This window comes from Mycobacterium sp. pW045 (genome assembly GCF_041287085.1).
In the GTDB taxonomy this organism is placed as follows: domain Bacteria; phylum Actinomycetota; class Actinomycetes; order Mycobacteriales; family Mycobacteriaceae; genus Mycobacterium; species Mycobacterium algericum_A.
Genome location: NZ_JBGGKU010000001.1, coordinates 16,251 through 39,259 on the forward strand (window position 1 = coordinate 16,251; position 23,009 = coordinate 39,259).

Sequence of the window (23,009 nt, forward strand, 5' to 3'; positions counted from 1 at the left end):
CGCAGGCTCCGCTCTGCATCGTCGTCGGCGCGGTCATGGATTCACCACCTTGGTTCCGGTGCCGGCGTCGGTGAACAACTCGACGAGCACGCAGTGCTTGACCCGGCCGTCGATGATGTGGGCGCTGGGCACCCCGCCGCGCACGGCGCGCAGGCAGGCTTCGACTTTGGGGATCATGCCCGATTCCAGCGTCGGCAACAGCTGCGCCAATGTCGCGGTGTCTATCTCGCTCACCAGCGAATCGGTGTCGGGCCAGGCGGTGTAGAGGCCGTCGACGTCGGTGAGCATCAGCAGTTTCTCGGCTTGCAGGGCTTCGGCCAGCGCTGCTGCGGCGGTGTCGGCGTTGATGTTGTGCACCACGCCATCGGCATCGGGGGCAAGGGTGGACACCACCGGGATCCGGCCCGCGGCAATGAGATCCCGCACCGCGGCGGTGTTGACCTGGTCGACGTCGCCGACCAGTCCGATGTCGGTGGCGACGCCGTCGACGGTGACGCTGCGTCGCACCGCGGTGAACAGCGCGGCGTCCTCACCGGTGATACCGACGGCATAGGGCCCGTGGGCGTTGATCAGCCCGACGAGTTCGCGGCCGACCTGGCCGAACAGCACCATGCGCGCCACGTCGAGCACTTCCGGTGTGGTGACCCGGAATCCGCCCTTGAAGTCGCCTTCGATGCCGAGCCGGGAGAGCATGGTGCTGATCTGCGGCCCGCCGCCGTGGACCACCACCGGCTGGATACCGCAGTTGCGTAGGAACGCCATGTCGGCGGCGAACGCGTGCTTGAGGGTGTCGTCGGTCATGGCGTTGCCGCCGTATTTGACGACGACGATCTTGCCGTGCAGCTGCTTGAGCCAGGGCAGTGCTTCGGCCAGAACTTGGGCTTTGGTCGCGGTGCTGGTCATGAGCTGTACGCAGAGTTCTCTTCGACGTAGGCGTGGGACAGGTCGGTGGTGCGCACCGTGGCCTGCCCGCCGCCCTGGTTCAGTTCGACGGTGACGTCGATGTCGGGGCCGGACAGGTCGACTTCGCGGGCGCCCGGCATCGGCAGGCCGTCGCTGAATACCGGAGACCCGTTGAAGGACACCGTGATCCGATCGGGGTCGATGGTGAACGGCACCATACCGACGGCGGCCAGCACCCGGCCCCAGTTGGGGTCGGAGCCGAACAGCGCGGTCTTGACCAGGCTGTCGCGGGCGACGAGCCGGGCCGCCAGCAGCGCGTCGTCGTCGTTGCCGGCGCCGGTGACGGTGATCGCGATCCGTTTGGTGACGCCTTCGGCGTCGGCCTGCAGCTGGGCGCACAGGTCCTCGCAGGCGGCCAGCACTGCGGCGTCGAGATCGTGCTGGCTGGGGGTGACCTCGCTAGCGCCCGAGGACAGCAACAGCACCGTGTCGTTGGTGGAGCAGCTGCCGTCGATGTCGAGGCGGTCGAAGGTCAGGGCGGCGGCGCGGCGCAGCGCGGTGTCGAGGGCGGCCGCGTCGGCTTTGGCGTCGGTGGTGAGCACCACCAGCATGGTGGCCAGCGACGGGGCCAGCATGCCGGCACCTTTGGCCATCCCGCCCAGCGTCCAGTTGTCGTCATGGTGCAGCGCAACCTGTTTGGGCACGGTGTCGGTCGTCATGATCGCCCGGGCGGCCTCGTCGCCGCCGACCAGTCCCCCGGCCATCTCCTGTACCACGTCGGTGACTCCGGCCAGCAGCTTGTCCATCGGCAGCCGGTCACCGATCAGCCCGGTGGAGCAGACCGCCACCTCGACGGCTCCGGTCTCGGTGCCCCACTCCGACAACGCGGCGGCGACGGCCTCGGCGGTGGCGTGCGCGTCTTGGAATCCGCCCGGGCCGGTGCAGGCGTTGGCGCCGCCGGAGTTGAGGATCACCGCCCGCAGCCGGCGGCTTTGGAGCACCTGTTGGCTCCACAGCACCGGGGCCGCCTTGACCTGGTTGCTGGTGAACACTCCGGCGGCCGCGTAGTCGGGGCCCTCGTTGAAGACCAGCGCCAGGTCCGGCGCCCCGGAAGCCTTGATACCGGCGGCGATTCCGGCCGCCCGGAAGCCCGCCGGCGCCGTCACGCCCTGTTCGCGCAGGATCCGCGTCACGGGGCGACACCCACTGTCGAGAGCCCCTCGGATTCCGGCCAGCCCAGTGCCAGGTTCATCGCCTGCACCGCAGCGCCGCCGGTGCCTTTGACCAGGTTGTCGATCGCGGCGATCGCGATGAACGTCGAGGCGTCCTCATCGACGGCCACCGCCAGGTGCGCGGCGTTACTGCCGATCACCGATCCGGTCTTGGGCAGTTGGCCCTCCGGCAGCAGCCGAACGAACGGCTCTGCCTGGTAGGCCTTTTCGTAGGCGGCGCGCAGCTTGGGCAGCGGCGTGGTGGTTTTGGCGGTGCAGGTGGCCAGGATGCCCCGCGACGCCGGGATCAGCACCGGGATGAAGGAGACGGTGACGTCACGGTGGGTGACCGCCCGCAGGCCCTGGCCGATCTCCGGGGTGTGCCGGTGGGCGCCGGCGATGTTGTAGGCCCGCGCCGAGCCGATAACCTCCGAGCCGAGCAGGTCGACCTTGGCGGCCTTGCCGGCGCCGGAGGTGCCGCTGACCGCGACCACGGAGACGTCCGGCTCGATCAGGCCGGCGGCGACGGCCGGGAACAGCGCCAGCAGCGCCGCCGTCGGGTAGCAGCCCGGCACCGCGATCCGGCGGGCGTCTTTGAGCTGTTCGCGCGCCCCGGGCAGTTCCGGCAGGCCGTAGGGCCAGGTGCCCGCGTGCGACGTGCCGTAGAAGCGTTCCCAGTCGGTCGGGTCGTCCAGCCGGAAGTCCGCGCCGCAGTCCACCACCAGGGTGTCGTCGCCGAGCTGTTCGGCCAGTACTGCTGAATGTCCGTGCGGTAGGCCCAGAAACACCACGTCGTGGCCGGCGAGGATGTCGACCTCGGTGGGCTGGAGGATTCGGTCGGCCAGCGGCATGAGATGCGGGTGCTGTTCGCCCATGGTGCTGCCGGCGTTGCCGGCGGCGGTCAGCGCCCCGATCGTCAATCGGCCGTCCGCGTAAGCTGGGTGCCCCAGTAACAGCCGCAGAATCTCACCGCCGGCGTACCCACTGGCACCGGCTACCGCCACAGAAACCATGCGACCAGTCTTGCATTGTTATGCAACGATACGCAAATCCATTACGTCTCTTTCCGGCCAGCGTGCGGGTCCCCGGCCGACACGCCGTCGCCAGAACCGTTTTTGCGCACGCCCGCCGACGGTATCGGTGGCTCAGACCGACACTCAGCCCGACGCTTGCACCGATGCGGAATCGCGGTAGGCCTCCAGCAGCCGCAACCAGACCTCGCTGATCGTCGGAAAGCACGGCACGGCGTGCCAGAGCCGACTCACCGGCACCCGCCCGGCGACGGCGATGGTGGCCGAGTGCAGCAGGTCGGCGACACCGGGGCCGACGAACGTGGCGCCGAGCAGGTAGTCATGCTCGGCATCGACCACCATGCGGGCGCGCCCACGGTAACCGTCGGCGTGCAGTTTGGCCCCGGTCACCGCCTCGCCGATCTCCACATCCACCACCTGCACCCGATGCCCGGCCTGGTGCGCCTGCTCGGCGGTGAGCCCCACGGCGGCGGCCTCCGGGTCGGTGAAAAACACCTGCGGCACCGCGTGGTGGTCGGCGGTGGCGGCATGGGCGCCCCAGTCCGCGGTGTCCAGCGGGGCGCCGGTGGCTCGCGCGGCGATGGCGTCGCCGGTGATGCGTGCCTGGTATTTGCCCTCGTGGGTCAGCAGCGCCCGGTGATTGACGTCGCCGCACGCGTACAGCCACCCGTCGTCGACGGCCTGCACCCGGCAGGTGTCATCGACCTGCAGCCAGTCACCGGGATTCAGGCCGACGGTATCCAGGCCGATGTCACCGGTGGCCGGGCTGCGGCCCGTCGCGAACAGCACCTCGTCGACTTCGAGTTCGCTGCCGTCGGTCAATTCCAATCGGACCGGGCCGTCACCGTCGCGCCCGAGGCGGGCCACCGAAACACCTGTTCGCACCTCGACTCCCGCCTCGGCCAACCCGCGCGCGACGTACTCGCCGACGAACGGCTCCATCCGCGCCAACAACTCCGATCCGCGCACCAGCATCGTCACGGCCGAGCCCAAACCCTGCCAGGCGGTGGCCATTTCGACACCCACACCGCCGGCGCCGACGACCGCGATCCGGCCGGGAACCGACATCGCTTCGGTGGCTTCGCGATTGGTCCACGGCCGGGCTTCGGCCATCCCCGGCAGGTCCGGGAGTGCCGCGCGGGTGCCGGTGCAGATCACCACCGCATGGCGGGCGGCCAGCCTCACGGTGTCACCGCCGGACGTGGTGACCACCACCCGTCGTGGCCCGTCGAGACGTCCGTGCCCGCGCACCAGCGATGCGCCGATGCCGTTGATCCAGTCGGCCTGCCCGGAGTCGTCCCAATCGCCCACGAAGTTGTTGCGGCGGCCGAACACTCCGGCCGCGTCGATCGGGGAGGTGACGGCTTCGCGAGCGCCAGCCACGCGGCGGGCGTCGGCCAGCGCGAGCACCGGCCGCAGCAGCGCCTTGCTGGGTACGCAGGCCCAATAGGAACATTCGCCACCGGCCAGTTCGCGCTCCACGATCGCCACCGTCAGCCCGGCGGCCCGGGCGCGGTCGGCGACGTTCTCCCCGACCGGTCCCGCCCCGAGTACGACCACGTCAAAGATTTCGGGTTCGTTCATAGCGTCGAACTCCCATCGAGGTTCCGCTTGGTGACGCCAGGCGCTTCTCAGCATGCCGGAGCACCGGGGTTCGCGATAGGCCGCGAGCGTGCATACTTGTGCGCCTGATCGCGGCGCGCCGTGTGCAAACACGCACGCTCGCGGGGGTAAGGGGGGAAGGGGGAAGGGGGGAAGGGGGGAGTTACCCCCGCAGGGTGGCGCCGACGCGCTCGGCGGCGCAGGCCACCGCGGCCTCGCGGGCGGCGCTGGCCTCGTCCTCGGTCAGGGTGCGATCGGCGGCGCGGAAGCGCAGCGCGAACGCCAGTGACTTGCGGCCGTCGGCGACCTGCGGGCCGGTGTAGACGTCGAACAAGGCGATGTCTTCCAGCAGCTCGCCCGCGCCGGCGCGCACCGCGTCGGCCACCGATTGGGCGGTCACCTTCTCGTCGACGACCAGCGCGACGTCCTGGAACACCGCGGGGAACGGCGATACCCGCGGCGCGGGCAGCGACGCCGCGATGGGCATGGCGTCCAGGTTCAACTCGACCGCGCAGGTGCCCTTGGGCAGCCCGCAGCGTTCGACGACGGCCGGGTGCAGCTGCCCGGCATAACCGATCACGGTCTCCCCGACGAGCACCTCGGCGCAGCGGCCCGGATGCCACGGCAGCTGCGCCGCCGAGCGCAGCGTCACCTCGACGCCGCCGGCGCGGGCAATCACCCGGGCCGCCTCGATGGCATCGGCGGCCTCCACCGGCCGGCCCGGTCCCCACGGGCCGCGGGGCTCGGCCAGCCCGGTCAGGGCGACGGCGACGTGCTGCGGCTGGCGGGGCAGCGCGTCATCGAGTGCGGTGATCTCGGCGTCGGTGGGACGGCGATCCACCGCGACCAGTTCGGCGGCCCCGGGTGCGGAGCCGTCGGCTTGCACCACCTGGGCGATGGTGAACAGCGCGACGTCGTTGATGCCCCGGGACACGTTGCGCGCCAGCGCTTCCAATAGCCCGGGCAGCAGGGTGCTGGCCAGCTGCGGCCGGTCGGCCTCCAGCGGGTTGAGCACAGCGACCGTGGCGCGACGCGGGTCGTCGCCGGCCAGGCCCCAGGCGTCGAACACCCCGGCGGGCAAAAACGGGCTGGTGAGCACCTCGACGTGGCCGGTCAGCGCCAGCGCCTTGCCGATCGCGCGCCGGCGCCGCTGGGTGTCGGTCAGGCCGCGTCCGGCCGGCGCCGCGGGCAGCACCGCTGGGATGGACTCCAGGCCTTCGAGCCGCAGCACCTCCTCGACCAGGTCGGCGGGCTGGCGCAGGTCCGGCCGCCAGCTCGGCGGGGTGACGGTCAGGGTCGCGCCGTGGGCCGCCACGGTGCAGCCGATCTGGTTCAGCCGCCGGGCGGTGGTGCCCGCGGGGTAGCTCACCCCGGCGGTGCGGTCCGCCAGGTCGGCGGCGATCTCGATGGGCGCCGGGTTCCAGTTCTGCACAGGCGGGTCGCCGCGCCAGTCGGTCAGCGTGGGTTCGACTGTGCCCCCGGCGATCTCGGCGAGCAGCATCGCGCAGCGGTCCAGCACGGCAACCGAGATGGCCGGGTCCACGGCGCGTTCGTAGCGGCGGGCGGCCTCGCTGGGCAGGTGCAGCCGCCGCGCGGTGCGCGACACCGCCGCGGGATCCCAGATCGCGGCCTCCAACAGCACGTCGGTCGAGTCGTCGCGCATCTCGGTGCTGCCCGAGCCCATCACGCCGCCGATCGCGGCGGTCGCGACGTCGTCGACGATCAGCACGTCGGCCGGGTCCAGCTTGCGTTCGATGTCATCGAGGGTGGTGACGGTCTCGCCGGGCGCCGCGAAGCGCACCCCCAACCCGCCGGTGATGCGGGACCGGTCGTGGGCGTGCATCGGGTGGCCGAGTTCGACCATCACGTAGTTGGTGGCGTCGACGGCCGGCGAGATCGCCCGGATACCGCAGAGCAGCAGTCGGCGCTGCAGCCACCACGGCGACACCGCCGCCGCGTCGATGCCGGTGACACCGCGTAGCGCGAAGCGGCGCACGCCGGTGTCGGGTTGCACGGTCAGCGGCCACGCCTCGCCGTCGGCGGGCAGCGGCGGGACGGCGGCCGGATCGGCGAAGTCGAGGTCCAGCGCGCCCGCCAGATCGCGTGCCAGGCCCCGCACCGACATGCAGTAGCCGCGGTCGGGGGTGATGGCCAGCTCGTAGACCACGTCGTCGAGGCCGAGGACCTCGGCGGCGTCGGCACCGGGGTCAGCGGTGCCCGACGGTAGTACGAGGATGCCGGAATGGTCGGTGCTCAGCCGGATTTCGGATGCCGAGCAGATCATCCCGTCGCTGGTGCGGCCGTAGGTCTTGCGGGTGGCAATGGTGAAGTCACCGGGCAGCACCGCACCCGGCAATGCCACCACCACCAGGTCATCGACCGCGAAATTGGTGGCGCCGCAGACGATCTCACGTGGCTCTGCCTCGCCGACGTCGACGCGGCAGGCCCGGATCGGCTTCTTGAACTCGGTGAGTTCCTCGATCTCGACGACCCGGCCGACCTTCAGCGGGCCGCTGACCGGCCCCAGGGTGTGCACCGCCTCGACCTCGTGGCCGATTCGCAGCAGGGCCTGCTCCAGGGCGTCGGCGGAGATGTCGAAGCCGGGCGCGCCCGCGGCCAGGGCGTCCCGCAGCCAGCTGTGGGGAATGCGCATCAGGCACCCACCCCGAACGGCAGCGAGAACCGGACATCGCCTTCGACCATGTCGCGCATGTCGGGGATTCCGTTGCGGAACTGCAGGGTTCGTTCCAGGCCCATGCCGAACGCGAAGCCGGAGTACTCGTCGGGGTCGACGCCCACGGCGCGCAGCACGTTGGGGTGCACCATGCCGCAGCCGCCCCATTCGACCCAGCCGGGCCCGCCCTTTTTGCCCTCGAACCAGATATCGACCTCGGCGGACGGTTCGGTGAACGGGAAGAAGTGCGGGCGGATACGGGTCTTGGCGGCGGGCCCGAACTCCGATTGCGCGAACGCGTCCAGGGTGCCGCGCAGGTGCGCCATGGTCAGTCCGCGGTCCACCGCCAGCCCCTCGACCTGGTGGAACACCGGGGTGTGGGTGGCGTCGAGTTCGTCGGTGCGGAAGGTGCGGCCGATCGAGACGACGTAGACGGGCAGCTCGCGGGCCAGCAAGGCGCGGATCTGCACCGGGGAGGTGTGGGTGCGCAACAGCTGGCGTGAGCCGGCCGGGGCGATGTGGAAAGTGTCCTGGTCGCTGCGCGCCGGGTGATCGACGGGGAAATTCAGCGCGTCGAAGTTGAAGTGCTCGGCTTCGACCTCGGGTCCTTCGACCACCTCCCAGCCCATCGCGACGAAGGTGTCGGCGACGTGTTCGGCCAGCTGGGTGATGGGGTGGCGGGCTCCGACTGGCCGCCGCGCCGACGGCAGCGTGACGTCGATGCTCTCGGCGGCCAGCACGGCGGCGTCGCGTTCGGCCCGCAGTGCCGCCAGCCGCTCCTCGTAGGCCTGTTGGGCCTGGGTGCGGGCGGCGTTGACGCGCTTGCCGGCGTCGGCCCGGTCGGCCTTGTCCAGTTTGGCCAGCGCCTGGCGGGCCAGCGCCAGCGGCGCCTTGTCGCCGAGGTGCTCGGTCTTGGCGTGGGCCAGCGCGTCCAGATCGGCGGCGGCGGCGAAGGCGCGCTGGGCGGCTTGCACGGCGCCGTTCAGGGTCGCGTCGGCGACGACGGACGGGTCAAACTGTTCGGCAGGCTGATTGCCCACGGACGAGACTCTCCTTGCTGGCTGGGTTGGCTCGGGCCCGGTTCGAGGTCGGTCCAGGGGTCCTCGGCCGGTATGACGGCCGGTCCAGATCATATCGGCCGCGACGCTCGCTGCCGCAGTGAGCCGACTGATGGAAGGCCGGCGCCCACTGGCCCCGATCAAGAGAAAGCCGCCCTGGCGGTGAACCAGGGCGGCTTTCACCTGCCTCGTGACGAGAAGCGCCTATAAATCAGCTGTCGTCGTCGGCGGCCTTGGGCGCGGCGCCCTCCGACCCCGCGGTGCCTTCGCCACCGGCGGTTGTGGTCGGCGCGGTCGGCTTGTCGACGGGGTCGGCCTTCTCCGAGCCGGAGCTGCCGCCGGTACCGCCGGTGCCACCGGTGCCGCCCTTGATCTTGTCGACGCCGTTGCCGCCGTCACCGCCCTTACCGCCGTCGCCACCGTGGCCCTCGGTGTCGGTGGCGGTGCTGCTGCCGCCATTGCCGCCGTTACCGCCGGCGCCGACGGTGACCGGCTGACCATTGGTCGGAGCGGTCCCGGCGCCGGTCAGGGACCCGCCGTTACCGCCGTCGCCGCCCTGACCGCCATTGCCCTCGGTGCTGTTGCCGCCGGCGCCGCCGGCGCCGCCGTTGTGGGCCCGCCAGGTGGCATCGCCGCTGTTCCCGCCGGCACCGCCCTTGCCGCCGTCACCGGTGGTGCCGGTGCCGCCGGCCCCGCCCGCACCGCCGGTCCCGCCGGAGCTGAACACGTTACCGCCGGTCAGGCCCGCCGCACCCTGGCCGCCATTACCGCCGTCGCCACCGCCGATGCCGTCGTCGCCGGCCCCACCGTTGCCGCCGGCACCGCCGTTGCCGCCGCCGCCGCTGAAGGCGAGGATCTGGCCCTTGCCGGCCAGGTCGCCATTGACGTCGCTCCAGCCGGTGGCCTGTTTGCCGCCACCACCGTTGCCGCCGTTGCCGCCCCTGCCGTCATCGCTGGCGCCGCCGGCACCACCGGAACCGCCACTGCCAGCGGTGATGGTCCCGACACCGCCTTCGCCGCCGTTACCGCCGTTACCGCCGTTACCGGAGACGACGGCCGGAGCCTCGGTGTCACCGCCGTCGTTGCCACCGCCGGTGCCGCCATCGCCTTCGCCGCCGTCACCGCTGCCGTCGCCGTCATCGGCCGGGACGGTGGCCGCGCCACCCGCGCCGCCCTTGCCACCGGCGCCACCCCAGATGACCCGAGTTCCGGCGTCGCTGGCCGCGGCACCACCGTTGCCACCGTTGCCACCGTCGCCACCGGCGCCGGTGATAGCGGTGCCACCGGCGCCGCCGTCGCCGCCCTTGCCGGAGACGCCCAGGATGGTGCCGGAGCCGAACTTTTTGCTGAACCCGTCGATACCCCAGGTGCCGTCGGACTTCCAGCCGCTCGCGCCGGCGCCGTTACCGCCGTTGCCACCGTCGCCGCCGTTGCCGCCCTCAGCGGTAGCGGCGCCGCCCTTGCCGCCGGCTCCGCCGTTGCCGCCGTATTGGCTGCCCACCGCCGCGTCACCGCCGTTGCCGCCGGTGCCGCCGTTGCCGTGCTCGGTGCCGCCGGCGCCGCCGTTACCGCCGGCCCCACCGCTACCGCCGGTGGTCGCCCTGGTGGTGTCGGTGTCCTCGTCGTACCAGGCGTTACCGCCGTTGCCGCCGTTGCCGCCGTTGCCGTAGACGCCGCCGGTGCCGCCGTCACCGCCGGCACCGCCGCTCCAGTGCGTCTTGTCACCGGCCGCGCCGTCCCCGCCGTGGCCGCCCTGCCCGCCGAAGGCCTCCTCGGCGCCACCTTGGCCGTCGCCTCCCGCGGTGCCGGCGGTCCCGGCGCCGTCACCGGCGGCGCCACCGGCACCGCCGTTACCCGCCGAGCCGACATCGCCGGCATTGCCGCCCGTGCCGCCGGAGCCGTAGCCGTACTGGCCCTTGTGGTTCCAGTCACCCTTGGCGCCATCGCCGCCACTGCCGGCCTTACCGGCGGCACCACCGTTACCGCCGGTGCCGCCGTCGCCGTTGGTGCCGGACTCGGAGGCACCGCCGGCGCCACCGGCGCCGCCATTGCCACCGTTGTAGCCGTCGCCGCCGTTGCCACCATTACCGGTGCCGCCGTCGTCGAAGCTGCCTTGCTCGCCCGTCACGCCGTGGCCGCCGTTGCCGCCCTTGCCGCCGTTACCGCCGGTGCCGCCGTTCCCGGTGCCGGCTCCTGCGCCGCCGGCACCGCCGTCGCCGCCATTACCGCCGTCGCTGGTCTTTGAGCCGTTGCCATCCGCGCCGTCGCCGCCGGTGCCGCCGTCGCCGCCGTGGCCGTTGCTGCCTTCGAACGCGTCACCGCCGTTACCGCCGCGGCCGCCGTCGCCGCCGTAGGCACCGTCGCCGCCGTTACCGCCGTTGCCGCCGCTGTGGTGGTCCGCGGTTCCGGCGGCGCCGTTACCGCCGTTGCCGCCCTTGCTGGCCTCGGTGGGGTCCTTGGCGCCGTCGGCGCCCTTGCCGCCCCCGGCCCCGGCGTTGTCCCCCTCACCGCCACCTGCGCCGCCAGCTCCGCCCTTGCCGGCAAGCTCGCCGTTGTCACCGGCCTTGCCGCCGTCGCCGCCCTTACCGTCGTTGACATCCCAGGTGCCGTTCGCCCCGTTGCCGCCGTCACCGCCGGCGCCCACGGCACCGCCGGCGCCGCCGGCGCCGCCAGCGCCATTGGCCCCGTCGGTACCGGTGTCGGTCTGGGCCTTGCCGCCTACGCCGCCCTGGCCGCCCTGACCGCCGTCGAAGCCGTTGCCGCCTTGGTGACCATTGCCGCCGTCGGCACCGTCAGCGGCGGCGTGGGTGCCGGCTTCGCCCTTGAGCCCGTCGTGCCCGGCGCCGCCGACGCCGCCGACACCACCCTTGCCGCCGTTACCCGCCTCGGTACCACCGTCACCGCCGGCACCACCGGTACCACCGGTGCCCCCGACCGTGAGCTGATTGTCGTCCTCGTCAACGAGCGGGTTTCCCTGTGCGTCGACGGCGGTAGCGCTGACACCACCGGCACCGCCGGTACCGCCCGTACCACCGTTGCCGATCTTGCCGCCGTCACCGCCGGCGCCGCCGTCACCGCCCTTGCCGGCGTCATGCCAGGTAGTGGCGTTCGGACCGACCTCTTCACCGGCACCGCCCGCACCGCCGGTGCCGCCCTGGCCACCGTTGCCGGCGTCGCCGCCGCTGCCGCCGTTGCCACCGACACCGCCGTTGCCGGCCGCGTGGTCAGCGGTGGCGTCCACGCCGGCACCGCCGGTACCGCCCTGGCCGCCATCACCGTTGACCGTACTGTCCTCGCCGGCCGCACCCTTGCTGCCAAACATGCCGCCGTTGCCGCCCGCGCCGCCGGCACCGCCCGCGCCGCCTTCACCGCCGTCGCCGCCGGCGCCACCGTTGAGGTTCTCGGCGTCGCCATCGGCGCCGGTACCGCCCTGGCCGCCGGCCCCACCGGCGCCACCGGCGCCGCCCGCGCCACCCGTGCCGAACATTGATTTGGTCGCATTACCGCCGGCGCCACCGGTGCCGCCCGCATGGCCGGCACCACCGACACCGCCGGCACCACCGTCAGCCCACACACCGGCAGCGCCATCCGCACCGGCCGTGCCCGCACCACCGACGCCCCCGACACCGCCGATCCCGAACAGCCAGCCCATCGCGTCGCCGCCGCTGCCGCCGTTGGCTCCCATGCCGCCGGCGCCACCGGCACCGCCGATGCCCATGATCGTGCCGCCGGCACCACCGCTACCGCCGACCTGGCCGTCCCAACCGGCGCCGCCGGCCCCGCCATTGCCGAACAGCCCGGCGGCACCGCCGTCACCAGGATCGTTGTCTTCCCCACCGGCGTAGCCGGCACCGCCGGAGCCGAACCACAGTCCGCCATCACCGCCGTCGGGGGTCTCCGCGGTGCCGGCAGCGCCGTCCCCGAGGTAGAACTGGCCGTCGGGAGCCCAGCCGTTGACCATGTCGACGATCGATTTATTAATCGGGTTGTCGATCCAGGCGTCGATGCTTGAGTACAGCGGCTGGTAGAAGAACGTGTTGAACAGCGACGAGAGGTCGAACGCGGCCGTCGTGTCGGCCATCCCCGGGTCGGTCGAGCCGAACCAGGAGCTGATGTCCCAGGCGCTGGAGTCCCAGGCGCTGCTGTCCCAGCCCACAGCGGAATCTGAGACCGGGTTGAACAGGTCGGTCAGCCAGTCGAAGTCGAGGTCGGCGTGCGCCGTGGGCGCCGCGGCCAGCGGAGCCATGCCGAACGCCAGGAACGCGGCCACCGTGCCGCCGGCGCCGACCACCCGATGACGAACCCGCCGGTCGTTCCTCCGACGCTGTTCCCGACCTGACATGTTTCCCCGCTTCTGCGCTGAAGGCGACCTGTGTAGAACTGCACAATTAGATGGCTGGTTCACGCAGACTATTCCAAGAAACCGGGTTCCTCCACTCGTCTGCGTGAATTCGCCCGGGCTACAAGTAAGTTAACGCCACGCTCAGTCGTCGGCGGGGGGCTCGCGGCGAACCGCCTTGAGCCGATACATCATCAGATCGGCCGGTACACCACTGGTCTTGGCCGACAGCACCTGTCGGCGGGCCCGCTTGGCCGTCACACCCAACTCCTCGAGCGCGCCGGGCTCGATGCGCTCCAGCGTCGCCCCCGACACCACGATGCCGCCCTTGACGGCCCGCTCCATCACCCGCGCGGCGATGTTGACGTCCACGCCCAGCCAGTCATCGGCCAGCCGCTGCGGCCGCCCGGTGTGAATACCAGCCCGCATCCGCGGCGTGAAGCCGTTGACCTCGACCGTTGCGATCGCATCCTGGGCTTCCAGCACCGCGCCGACCGCGATCAACGGCTCACGGAACACCGCCATGATCCCGTCGCCCATCCGTTTGACGATGCGGCCGCCGACGTCCAGCAGCGGCGGTTCGACCACCTGCGACACCCGCCGCAGCAGGGTGAGGGTGGCGTCGTCGCCGGACCGCAGCGACCACGTGGAGAATCCGACCAGGTCGGTGAAGACCAGCGTGGCCTCGGCATTGGTGGGGGCGCGAGAAATCCGCTCGGTCAACGCCTGCCAGATCTGCAAGGCCCCCAGGCTGACCTCGCGCGACGCCGCGGAGCGGTCACCCATCAGCCGGCCGGCCGCTCGGGCGGCGGCCTGCGGTCCCCCGTCGCCGGCGGTCGAGAGCGGATCGCCGAACTCGGGGTCGCCGGGCAGCGCCCGGCGCACCCGGCGGACCAAGTCGACCACCCGCACGTCGTTGGTCGTGCGGTTCAACCAGGCCGCGGCGTCGTCGAGGGAGAACGAACGGCGGCGGCTCGACGCGGCATGCTCCGGCATCCCCACCACCTCCTCGAGCTCGTCAGCCTGCCGACCGACCGGCTCAAGGTCCATGCGCCCCAGCGTAGGTGGCGGTTGTGGCCACCGGCAACGGCCGAGACACGTGGCACACGCCACGATCGACAATCCCGTCGCGACGCGCCCTCGATAATCTAGACAACATGTGTTGTCATAATTATGGTTGTGTCAGGTTCGCCAGACAGGAGACGTGATGACCATTACGCCGACCACGTCCGCCGAGCGGGCAGCTGAGCCCGCGGAGCAGAGTGCCCCCGCGCCGGCCGCTCCCAAACCCGCGCCGGCCGTGGAACCGTTGAATTCCGAATCGCTGACCTGGAAGTACTTCGGGGATATCCGCACCGGCGTGATGGGCATGTGGATCGGCACGATCGAGAACATGTACCCCGGCCTGGGCGCCGGCGTGGAGGACCACTCCAGCCTGTGGCGTGAACCGCTGCAGCGGGTGACGCGGTCGGTGTACCCGATCATGGGCGTGGTTTACGACGGCATGCGCGCCCAGTCCACCGGCGCGGCGATCCGCGACTACCACCGCGACATCAAGGGCACCGATGCGCAGGGCCGGCGCTACCACGCACTGGATCCTGAGACTTTCTACTGGGCGCATGCGACGTTCTTCATGTTGATCATCAAGCTGGCCGAGTACTTCTGCGGCGGGCTGACCGAGGCCGAGAAGCACCAGCTCTTCGACGAGCATGTGCAGTGGTACCGGATGTACGGCATGAGCATGCGCCCGGTGCCGAAGTCCTGGGACGAGTTCTGTGAGTACTGGGACCGGGTCTGCGAGGAAGAGCTGGAGATGACGCCGGCCGCGCAGGGCATCCTGGACATGCGCATCCCCAAGCCGTGGTTCGTGATGATGCCCACCGGCGTGTGGGATCAGCTGTTCAAGCCGGCGCTGGCCGCCCAGCGCTGGGTGGCCGCCGGGTTGTTCGAGCCGGTGGTGCGGGAGAAGGCCGGGCTGCGCTGGTCAGAAGGCGACGAGGTGTTGTTCCGGTTGTTGGGCAAGGCCGCCCACCTGGCGTTCAGCGTGGTCCCCGAGGAGATCCGGCTGCATCCGCGTGCGCTGGCCGGCTACAAGCGCGAACAGGGCAAGATCGCCGCGGATGCACCGCTCATCGAAGCCCCCTGGTTCAGCGGACCGCCCAAGGAACGGCGTGCCAGCGGCATGCACTATGTGCCGCGAGTCAGCCGGGGCATGAAGCTGGTCGAGCGGGCCGGTGCGTTCGTGCACAGCACCTTCTCACTGGCGGCCGGCGGCGGCCTTACGGCGCCGCGTCCGCCGCGCCGTAAGGCCGCCTAAGACCGGGCGCCGCGCTGCGCCCGCGCGCTCTGATACAGGCAGATCGCTGCTGCGGCAGCCACATTCAGACTCTCCGCGCCGCCGGACATCGGGATGTGCACCCGATGGTCGGCGGCGGCGGCGACGGCAGCCGGCAAGCCGTGGGCTTCCGGGCCGAACAGCCACGCGGTGGGTGCGGTCAGCACCGGATCGGCGTCGTCGAGACTCAGGTCGCCGTCCAACGCCGTGGCCAGCAGCTGTAGCCCCGATTCGCGCAGCGCCGCAAGGACCGCGTCGGTGTCGGCGGCCACCACGACCGGGACGTTGAAGACGCTGCCCGCCGAGGCGCGCAGGCATTTGCCGTTGTAGGGATCGACGCTGTTGCCGGTCAGCACCAGCAGGGAAGCCCCGGTGGCGTCGGCGATACGGATCAGGGTGCCGGCGTTACCCGGCTCGCCGATGCCCACCGCGACCGCCACCAGGTGCGGCGCGTCGGCCAGCAACCCGCCCAGGTCGGGTTCCGGAATCGTGCATACGGCGACCAAGCCGGCCGGGGTGACGGTGTCCGACAAGGCCTTTGCCGCCCGGTCGGTGACCGGGTGCACCGGCGCCCGTACGGACGCCAGCAGCTCGTCGTGGCGTTGCGCCGCCGATTCGGTGGCGAAGACCTCGATGACCAGGCCACGACGGATCGCGGCCTCGATCAGATTGGGGCCCTCGGCCAGGAAGCGCTGTTCACGCTTCCTGACCGCGTGCCGGTGCAGCTTGACCGCCGCGACCACGCGGGCCGAGCGTTCGGTCAGCATCCCGGAAAGACCCAGCAGGGTCAGGCGGCCTCGCCGGAGGGCGCGTTGACATCCTCGGGCAGCGCGGCCTTGGCGACCTCGACCAGCGCGGTGAACGCTGCCGCGTCGCTGACGGCGATCTCGGCGAGGTTCTTGCGGTCCACCTCGACACCGGCGGCCTTGAGACCCTGGATCAGGCGGTTGTAGGTGACGCCGTTGGCGCGGGCCGCCGCGTTGATCCGGGTGATCCACAGCTTGCGGAAGTCGCCCTTACGGGCGCGACGGTCACGGTAGGCGTAGGTCAGCGAGTGCAGCTGCTGCTCTTTGGCCTTGCGGTACAGCCGCGACCGCTGGCCACGGTAGCCTTTCGAGGCCTTCAGGATGGTGCGACGCTTCTTCTGGGCGTTGACTGCCCGCTTCACGCGTGCCATGGGGTGTTCCTACTCTCGTTGGGACGTAAGGGATTTGCGTTGCGCGGAGCGGCTGTCAGCCGTTCAGCATCTTGTTGACGCGCTTGGCGTCGGCAGCAGCCACCTCGGTGCGCCCGGCCAGCCGGCGAGTGCGGGTACTCGGCTTGTGCTCGAGCAGGTGGCGACGGTTGGCCTTTTGCCGCACGATCTTGCCGGTGCCGGTGCGACGGAACCGCTTCGAAGCGCCACTGTGGGTTTTCGCCTTGGGCATGTTTCCTCAGTTCTGGTATCGGTGTCAGTTTTCGGGTTGGGGCTCGGCCGCGTCGGCCGCGTTGTCCGGGGCCGATGCGGGGGGCTTTGCGCCCGCGCCGGCATCTTCTGCGGCCTTGGCCCGGGTTTTCGCGCCGCGGTGCGGTGCCAGCACCATCGTCATGTTGCGCCCGTCCTGCTTGGCGGAGGTCTCGACGAAGCCGTACTCGGCGACATCGGCGCCCAGTCGCTGCAGCAGGCGGTAGCCCAGCTCGGGCCGGGACTGCTCGCGTCCGCGGAACATGATCGTCACCTTGACCTTCGCCCCGGCTTCGAGGAAGCGGACCACGTGGCCCTTCTTCGTCTCGTAGTCGTGGGGGTCGATCTTGGGGCGCAGCTTCTGTTCCTTGACGACGGTCTGCTGCTGGTTCTTGCGAGACTCGCGCTCCTTCTGGGCCGCCTCGTACTTGTACTTGCCGTAGTCCATGATCTTGCAGACCGGCGGTTTCGCGGTCGGGGCTACTTCGACAAGGTCGAGATCGGCATCCGCGGCGACGCGAAGCGCATCCTCGATGCGCACGATGCCTACCTGCTCCCCTCCCGGGCCGATCAAACGGACCTCAGGTACGCGAATGCGCTCGTTGACGCGGATCTCAGTGCTGATGGGACCTCCCTGGGTAGTCTTCCGGTCGCGGCCGCCGCAGTGCTCGTCCGGACGCAGCGGCGCTGAAACCACCCACCAGCAAAAAAGCCCTGCACGAAGCAGGGCCCGATACCGACCGGTCGCGGCCCGATACCATCGGGACGCCTGCGCGCGCTGCGCAGAGCAGGCGGTTGGCACCGCCTGCGACCGGACCACTAAGCCTACGGATCGCTCCGCGGCTAGAGGTGGGAGGGAACTCCACTTGCAGTCCTGGCGTACGCCGGGACGGTCGCGTCCGACAGTCTAGCAGCAGTTCGGCATCCTTTAGCCCGGACGTTCCACCCCGGCGGCGTCCCTCACACTTTTTTCCCGGCTTGATTGCCTATTCTCCCGGGCTATGACGCTCACCGGCCCGCGTTCGCGCAGCCATTCGACCTCCCGGTTGCGCTGGGTTCCCGCGGCTGCGGCCTGGGCCGTCGGCATCGCCGCCACGCTGTCGCTGCTGTCGAGCATGTCGCCGGTGATCCGGTGGGCGATCCGAGTGCCGCGTGAGTTCATCGACAAGTACCTGTTCAACTTCCCCGACACCAGCCTGGCCTGGGCATTCGTGCTGGCGCTGCTGGCTGCGGCGCTCAGCGCCCACAAGCGCATCGCCTGGTGGCTGCTGATCGCCAGCCTGGTGGTCGCCGGCGGCTGGAACCTCAGCCGGCTGGTGTCGGACGCCTCCGACCGCTTCCAGGTCATCAGCGGTGTCGCGGGCCTGGCGCTGCATGTGGCCGCGATCGTCGTGCTGGTGGCCGCCCGCGGCGAGTTCTGGGCCAAGGTGCGCCGCGGTGCCCTGCTGCGATCGGCCGCCACGCTGGCCGCCGGCTGGACGGTGGCGATCCTGCTGTGCTGGGGACTCATCGAGGTGTTCCCCGGGACGGTGCAGCCCCCGCTGCGGCTGCCCTACGTGGTGAACCGGGTGGTCGGGTTCGGGCTGCTGGAACCGGACTTCTTCCCCGGCGAGCCGGAGTTCGGGCTCAAGGCGCTGTGCGGGCTGCTCGGGGCGCTGACCCTGATGATCGCCGCGATCGTGCTGTTTTTGTCCCAGCGGGCCGACAACGCCCTGACCGGCCAGGATGAGTCGGCGATCCGCGGGCTGCTCGAGGCCTACGGCCAGAACGACTCGCTGGGCTACTTCGCCACGCGCCGCGACAAGTCGGTGGTGTTCGCCCCCAACGGGCGCGCCGCCATCACCTACCGGGTCGAGGTCGGGGTCTGCCTGGCCAGCGGCGACCCGGTGGGCGATCCGCGGGCCTGGCCGCAGGCCATCAGCGCCTGGCTGCGGGTATGCCAGACCTACGGCTGGGCGCCCGGTGTCATGGGCGCCGGTTTCGCCGGCGCGCAGGCCTACCGGGACGCCGGCCTGAGCGCGTTGGAGATCGGGGACGAGGCGATCCTTCGGCCAGCGGAGTTCAAGCTGTCCGGTCCGGACATGCGCGGGGTGCGCCAGGCAGTCGCGCGGGCCCGCCGCTCCGGCCTGACGGTGCGGATGCGGCGACACGGCGAGATCGGCGCCGAGGAGATGGCCCAGGTGATCGAACGCGCCGACGCCTGGCGCGACACCGATTCCGAGCGCGGCTTCTCCATGGCGCTGGGCCGGCTGGGCGATCCGGCCGACGTCAACTGCCTGCTGGTCGAAGCGGTGCTCGGTGAGCCGCGGTCCGGCTCACAAACCGGCGAAGTGGTGGCGATGCTGTCGCTGGTGCCATGGGGCCGCAGCGGGGTATCGCTGGATCTGATGCGCCGCTCACCGCAATCCCCCAACGGCACCATCGAGTTGATGGTCAGCGACCTGGCGCTGCAGGCCGCCACCGTCGGCGTCAACCGCATCTCACTGAACTTCGCGATGTTCCGGGCCGCCTTCGAGCAGGGCGCCCAGCTGGGCGCCGGCCCGGTGCTGCGGGTCTGGCGCCGGCTGCTGATGTTCCTCTCCCGCTGGTGGCAGTTGGAGACGCTCTACCGCTCCAACATGAAGTACCAGCCGGAGTGGGTGCCGCGTTACGCCTGCTACGAAGACGCTCGGCTCATCCCCCGGGTCGGGGTGGCCTCGGTGATCGCCGAAGGCTTCCTGATGCTGCCGTTCTCTCAGCGCAAGGAACAGCACACCGGCCAACGCTCGTCGGTGCCGGCGACGGTGGCCGCCACCGAGTGGCTGCACGACGACGGCACCGCCCCCGACACCGAGGCCGCCGAGGCACCCGAGGCAGCCGGCCCGCTCCCCCGGCTCCCCGAGCAGGTGCGGGGCCGGATGGCCAAGTTGAAGTCGTTGCAGGACAGTGGTGTTGACGCCTACCCGGTGGGTGCGCCGCCCAGTCACACCGTCGCCCAGGCGCTGCACGCCGGCGCCGGGCAGAGCGTGTCGGTGACCGGGCGGGTGCTGCGGATACGCGACTACGGCGGCGTGCTGTTCGCCCAGTTGCGGGACTGGTCCGGTGAGGTGCAACTGCTGCTCGACGATTCGGTGCTGGCCACCGGCGGCGACGTGCGTGCCGCGGACTTCAGCTCGGGCGTCGACCTCGGCGACCTGATCGAGGCCACCGGCGCGACGGGGCAGAGCCGCAACGGAACTCCGTCACTGCTGGTGACACGGTGGCGGCTGGTCGGCAAGTGCCTGCGTCCGCTCCCGGACAAGTGGAAGGGCCTGACCGACCCCGAGGTCCGGTTGCGGACCCGCTATGTGGACCTGGCGATCAACCCGCAAGCCCGCGAGCTGATCACCGCGCGCAGCAACGTGCTGCGCTCCCTCCGGGACACCTTGTTCGCCAAGGGATTCCTGGAGGTCGAGACCCCGATTCTGCAGCAGCTGCACGGCGGCGCCAACGCCCGCCCGTTCGTCACCCACATCAACGCCTATGACCTCGACCTGTACCTGCGGATCGCCCCGGAGCTGTACCTCAAGCGGTTGTGCGTGGGCGGGGTGGAGCGGGTGTTCGAGCTGGGCCGGGCGTTTCGCAACGAGGGGGTCGACTACAGCCACAACCCGGAGTTCACCCTGCTGGAGGCCTACCAGGCCCACGGCGACTACCTGGCCTGGATCGACGGGGCGCGCGAGCTGATCCAGAACGCCGCGGTGGCGGCCAACGGCGCGCCGGTGGTGATGCGGCCCGTCGCCGGCGGTGCGGGCCTGGAGCCGGTCGACATCTCCGGGCAGTGGCCGGTGCGCACCGTGCACGACGCGGTCTCGGAGGCCCTCGGCGAAAAGATCGACGCCGACACTGATCTGGGCACGCTGCGCCGATTGTGCGACGGGGTGGGCGTGCACTTTTTGCGGCAGTGGGATGCCGGTGCGGTGGTGCTCGAGCTCTACGAGCACCTGGTCGAGGCCCGCACCGAGCGGCCCACCTTCTACACCGACTTCCCCACCTCGGTGTCGCCGCTGACCCGGCCGCACCGCAGCAAGCCCGGGGTGGCCGAGCGGTGGGACCTGGTGGCGTGGGGCGTGGAGTTGGGCACCGCCTACAGCGAGCTCACCGATCCGGTGGAGCAGCGCCGCCGGCTGCAGCAGCAGTCGCTGCTGGCCGCCGGCGGCGACCCCGAGGCGATGGAACTCGACGAGGATTTCCTGCAGGCCATGGAGTACGCGATGCCCCCGACCGGCGGGCTGGGCATGGGCGTGGACCGGGTGGTCATGCTCATCACCGGCCACAGCATCCGCGACACCCTGCCGTTCCCGCTGGCCAAACCCCGCTGATCGCGATGGCGGTCCATCATGGAGGGGTGATTCTGGCGAGCGGCGAACACACCTCGCTGATGCACGGCTGGATTCCGGTCACGGTGCAGGCGGCGGCGGTGCTGGCGCTGGTGCTGGGCGTGGGCCGGCGGTCGCGCCGGTGGCTGCCGGTGATAGGCGCGGTGGGGCTGGCGGTGGCGGTCGGCGCCTACCGGTTCGCCGCCGACGATGGGCTGATCGCCCAGCCGTCGCCGCCGGCACTGTGGGTGTGGATCGCGCTCACCGGCGCCGCGGCCGGCCTGCTGCTGCTGGGCTGGCGGGGTGCGGCCTGGTGGCGTCGCGGCATATCGGTGCTGGCCGTGCCGCTGTGTGCGATCAGCGCGGCCCTGACGCTCAACAGCTGGGTGGGCTACTTCCCGACGGTGCAGAGCGCCTGGGGGAATCTGACGTCGGGGCCGCTGCCCGACCAGAGCGACCTGGCCGCGGTGAACGCGTTGGCCGGGTCGGGCACCACGCCCGAGCGGGGGCAGGTGCTGAAGGTGACGATTCCCTCCGACGCTTCGCATTTCAAACATCGCGGCGAGCTGGTGTACCTGCCGCCGGCGTGGTTCGCCCAGAACCCGCCGCCGGCCCTGCCCGTCGTGATGATGATCGGCGGGGAGTTCAACACTCCCTCCGACTGGCTGCGCTCGGGGGGCGCAATCAACACCGTCGACGAGTTCGCGGCGGCGCACGACGGCAATGCGCCGATCCTGGTGTTCGTCGACTCGGGCGGTTCGTTCAACAACGACACCGAATGCGTCAACGGCCCCCGCGGCAACGCCGCCGACCACCTGACCGAAGACGTGGTGCCGTACGTGATCTCGCAGTTCGGCGCCAGCCCCGATCCGTCGCACTGGGGGGTCGCCGGCTGGTCGATGGGCGGCACCTGCGCGGTCGACCTGACCGCGATGCACCCCGAACGATTCAGTACCTTCGTCGACATCGCCGGTGACCTCGGCCCCAACGCCGGAACCCGCTCCCAGACCGTCAATCGGCTCTTCGGGGGGAGCCCACAGGCCTGGGCGGCGTTCGACCCGTCGACGGTGATCGCCAAACACGGCCGCTATTACGGGGTTTCGGGGTGGTTCGGGGTCGACGGCAGCGCGACCGTTGCCGACACCGGCGGTCAGCTGGCCGCCGCGAAGTCGCTGTGCACGCTGGGCCGGGCCAATGGCATCGACTGCGCCGTGGTCACCGCGCCGGGCCAGCATGACTGGCCGTTCGCCGGCAGAATGTTCGCCGAGGCGCTGCCCTGGCTGGCGGGGCGGCTGAGCACCCCGGGAGTGCAACCGGTGCCGTTCCCGGTCGAGTCACCGGAAACGGCAGCAGCGGCCGGGCCGAGGCCGGCCCACGACGTCCGCGGGCCACGCCGATGACCCGCCCGACGCCGGCGGTGGCGCGGCTGCGCCACGCCGTGTTCGCCAGGCACGCCAATCCGTGGAGCGCCTGGAGTCGCTGGGCGACCACACCGCTGATCCTGGTGCCGGTGTGGCGGCGGTCCTGGCGGGATGCGGCGTGGATATCGGTGTGGTTCGCGCTGAACCCGGTGATCTTCGGTGCGCCGGCCACTCAGGCGGCCTGGTCGACGCGCGCGATGCTCGGTGAGGAGCAGTGGGTCACCGACCGGCCGCGCGACGCCGCCCTGCTGGTGAACGTCGCCGGTAGCGCCGCGACCGCATGGGCGCTGGCCAGCGCCCGCCGCCGGCTGCTGCTGCCGACGGTGGCGGCCACCGCCGTGGCGATGACGCTGACCATGGGCTACTGGGCGTTGATGGTCCGCTATTTCGATCGCCGGCGGTACCGTGGCGAACATGGGTGACGATCCGGACGACCCGCAACCCGACACCGGCTACGACGACACCGGCGTGCCGACCTTCGATTCGGTGCGCGAGAAGATCGAGAACCGGTTTCAGACCTCGATCGGCGCGCAGGAACTGGACGCAGCGACCCCGGAGGGCCGCACCGTCGAGAAGCAGTACCAGGACAGGCAGCGCGCCGCCGCCGACCGGTTGAAGCAGATCCGCGCCTCGATGCGCGACGACGAGCACTGA

General features: G+C 71.2%; 17 protein-coding genes. 5 read left to right on the forward strand and 12 right to left on the reverse strand.

All coding sequences use genetic code 11. From position 1 onward, the window contains the following. Window positions 1–33 precede the first annotated feature (33 nt). From argB to ACAG20_RS00120, 8 genes are all read right to left on the reverse strand, one after another. Window positions 34–903 carry an acetylglutamate kinase gene (argB, locus tag ACAG20_RS00085; protein WP_370491076.1) on the reverse strand — a complete coding sequence of 290 codons (870 nt, stop codon included), beginning with the start codon at window positions 901–903 and terminating at the stop codon, window positions 34–36. Beyond that, window positions 900–2,096 (reverse strand): bifunctional glutamate N-acetyltransferase/amino-acid acetyltransferase ArgJ, encoded by a 1,197-nt coding sequence (gene argJ, locus ACAG20_RS00090; RefSeq protein ID WP_370491077.1) that lies wholly within the window; start codon window positions 2,094–2,096, stop codon window positions 900–902. The genes argB and argJ overlap by 4 nt, the downstream gene beginning before the upstream one ends. Beyond that, window positions 2,093–3,127 (reverse strand): N-acetyl-gamma-glutamyl-phosphate reductase, encoded by a 1,035-nt coding sequence (argC, locus tag ACAG20_RS00095; RefSeq protein WP_112686861.1) that lies wholly within the window; start codon window positions 3,125–3,127, stop codon window positions 2,093–2,095. The genes argJ and argC overlap by 4 nt, the downstream gene beginning before the upstream one ends. Before the next feature lie 144 nt (window positions 3,128–3,271). Then, window positions 3,272–4,729 (reverse strand): NAD(P)/FAD-dependent oxidoreductase, encoded by a 1,458-nt coding sequence (locus tag ACAG20_RS00100; RefSeq protein WP_370491078.1) that lies wholly within the window; start codon window positions 4,727–4,729, stop codon window positions 3,272–3,274. Between the two features lie 181 nt (window positions 4,730–4,910). After that, window positions 4,911–7,400: a phenylalanine--tRNA ligase subunit beta gene (pheT, locus tag ACAG20_RS00105; protein WP_370491079.1), complete on the reverse strand. Its 2,490-nt coding sequence runs from the start codon at window positions 7,398–7,400 to the stop codon at window positions 4,911–4,913. Continuing rightward, a complete protein-coding gene (gene pheS / locus ACAG20_RS00110; RefSeq protein WP_370491080.1) occupies window positions 7,400–8,461 on the reverse strand; it encodes a phenylalanine--tRNA ligase subunit alpha in 1,062 nt (353 codons plus the stop codon). Before pheS ends, pheT begins: the two co-directional genes overlap by 1 nt. Before the next feature lie 229 nt (window positions 8,462–8,690). Further along, window positions 8,691–12,821, reverse strand: coding sequence for a PE family protein (locus ACAG20_RS00115; RefSeq protein WP_370491081.1), 4,131 nt, complete (start codon window positions 12,819–12,821; stop codon window positions 8,691–8,693). Between the two features lie 141 nt (window positions 12,822–12,962). Then, window positions 12,963–13,814: an adenylate/guanylate cyclase domain-containing protein gene (locus ACAG20_RS00120; protein WP_165824914.1), complete on the reverse strand. Its 852-nt coding sequence runs from the start codon at window positions 13,812–13,814 to the stop codon at window positions 12,963–12,965. Window positions 13,815–14,025: 211 nt separating this feature from the next. On the opposite strand from ACAG20_RS00120, the gene ACAG20_RS00125 reads away from it, so the two are divergent. Beyond that, complete coding sequence (locus tag ACAG20_RS00125; RefSeq protein ID WP_370491082.1) at window positions 14,026–15,135, forward strand: oxygenase MpaB family protein; 1,110 nt, start codon at window positions 14,026–14,028, stop codon at window positions 15,133–15,135. On the opposite strand, the gene ACAG20_RS00130 is transcribed toward ACAG20_RS00125, so the two are convergent. From ACAG20_RS00130 to infC, 4 genes are read right to left on the reverse strand one after another with little or no spacing between them, the layout of a single operon-like run. Further along, window positions 15,132–15,920 (reverse strand): TrmH family RNA methyltransferase, encoded by a 789-nt coding sequence (locus tag ACAG20_RS00130; RefSeq protein WP_370491083.1) that lies wholly within the window; start codon window positions 15,918–15,920, stop codon window positions 15,132–15,134. The genes ACAG20_RS00125 and ACAG20_RS00130 overlap by 4 nt on opposite strands. A 20-nt stretch (window positions 15,921–15,940) precedes the next feature. Then, window positions 15,941–16,330, reverse strand: a complete 390-nt coding sequence (gene rplT / locus ACAG20_RS00135) for a 50S ribosomal protein L20 (protein ID WP_013828758.1) — start codon at window positions 16,328–16,330, stop codon at window positions 15,941–15,943. A gap of 55 nt (window positions 16,331–16,385) precedes the next feature. Further along, window positions 16,386–16,580, reverse strand: a complete 195-nt coding sequence (gene rpmI / locus ACAG20_RS00140; protein WP_013828757.1) for a 50S ribosomal protein L35 — start codon at window positions 16,578–16,580, stop codon at window positions 16,386–16,388. A gap of 24 nt (window positions 16,581–16,604) precedes the next feature. Beyond that, a complete protein-coding gene (gene infC, locus ACAG20_RS00145; protein ID WP_370491396.1) occupies window positions 16,605–17,222 on the reverse strand; it encodes a translation initiation factor IF-3 in 618 nt (205 codons plus the stop codon). Window positions 17,223–17,598: 376 nt separating this feature from the next. On the opposite strand from infC, the gene lysX reads away from it, so the two are divergent. Genes lysX through ACAG20_RS00165 form a run of 4 tightly spaced genes read left to right on the forward strand, consistent with a single transcriptional unit; the run spans window position 17,599 to window position 23,009 of the window. After that, on the forward strand, window positions 17,599–20,937 hold the full coding sequence (lysX, locus tag ACAG20_RS00150; RefSeq protein ID WP_370491084.1) for a bifunctional lysylphosphatidylglycerol synthetase/lysine--tRNA ligase LysX: 3,339 nt from the start codon (window positions 17,599–17,601) through the stop codon (window positions 20,935–20,937). A 5-nt stretch (window positions 20,938–20,942) separates the two neighbouring features. Beyond that, the gene (locus tag ACAG20_RS00155) at window positions 20,943–22,334 is read left to right on the forward strand and encodes an alpha/beta hydrolase (protein ID WP_370491085.1); all 1,392 of its coding nucleotides are present in this window, start codon (window positions 20,943–20,945) and stop codon (window positions 22,332–22,334) included. After that, window positions 22,331–22,777: a DUF6653 family protein gene (locus ACAG20_RS00160; protein ID WP_370491086.1), complete on the forward strand. Its 447-nt coding sequence runs from the start codon at window positions 22,331–22,333 to the stop codon at window positions 22,775–22,777. Before ACAG20_RS00155 ends, ACAG20_RS00160 begins: the two co-directional genes overlap by 4 nt. Further along, a complete protein-coding gene (locus ACAG20_RS00165; protein ID WP_370491087.1) occupies window positions 22,770–23,009 on the forward strand; it encodes a hypothetical protein in 240 nt (79 codons plus the stop codon). The genes ACAG20_RS00160 and ACAG20_RS00165 overlap by 8 nt, the downstream gene beginning before the upstream one ends.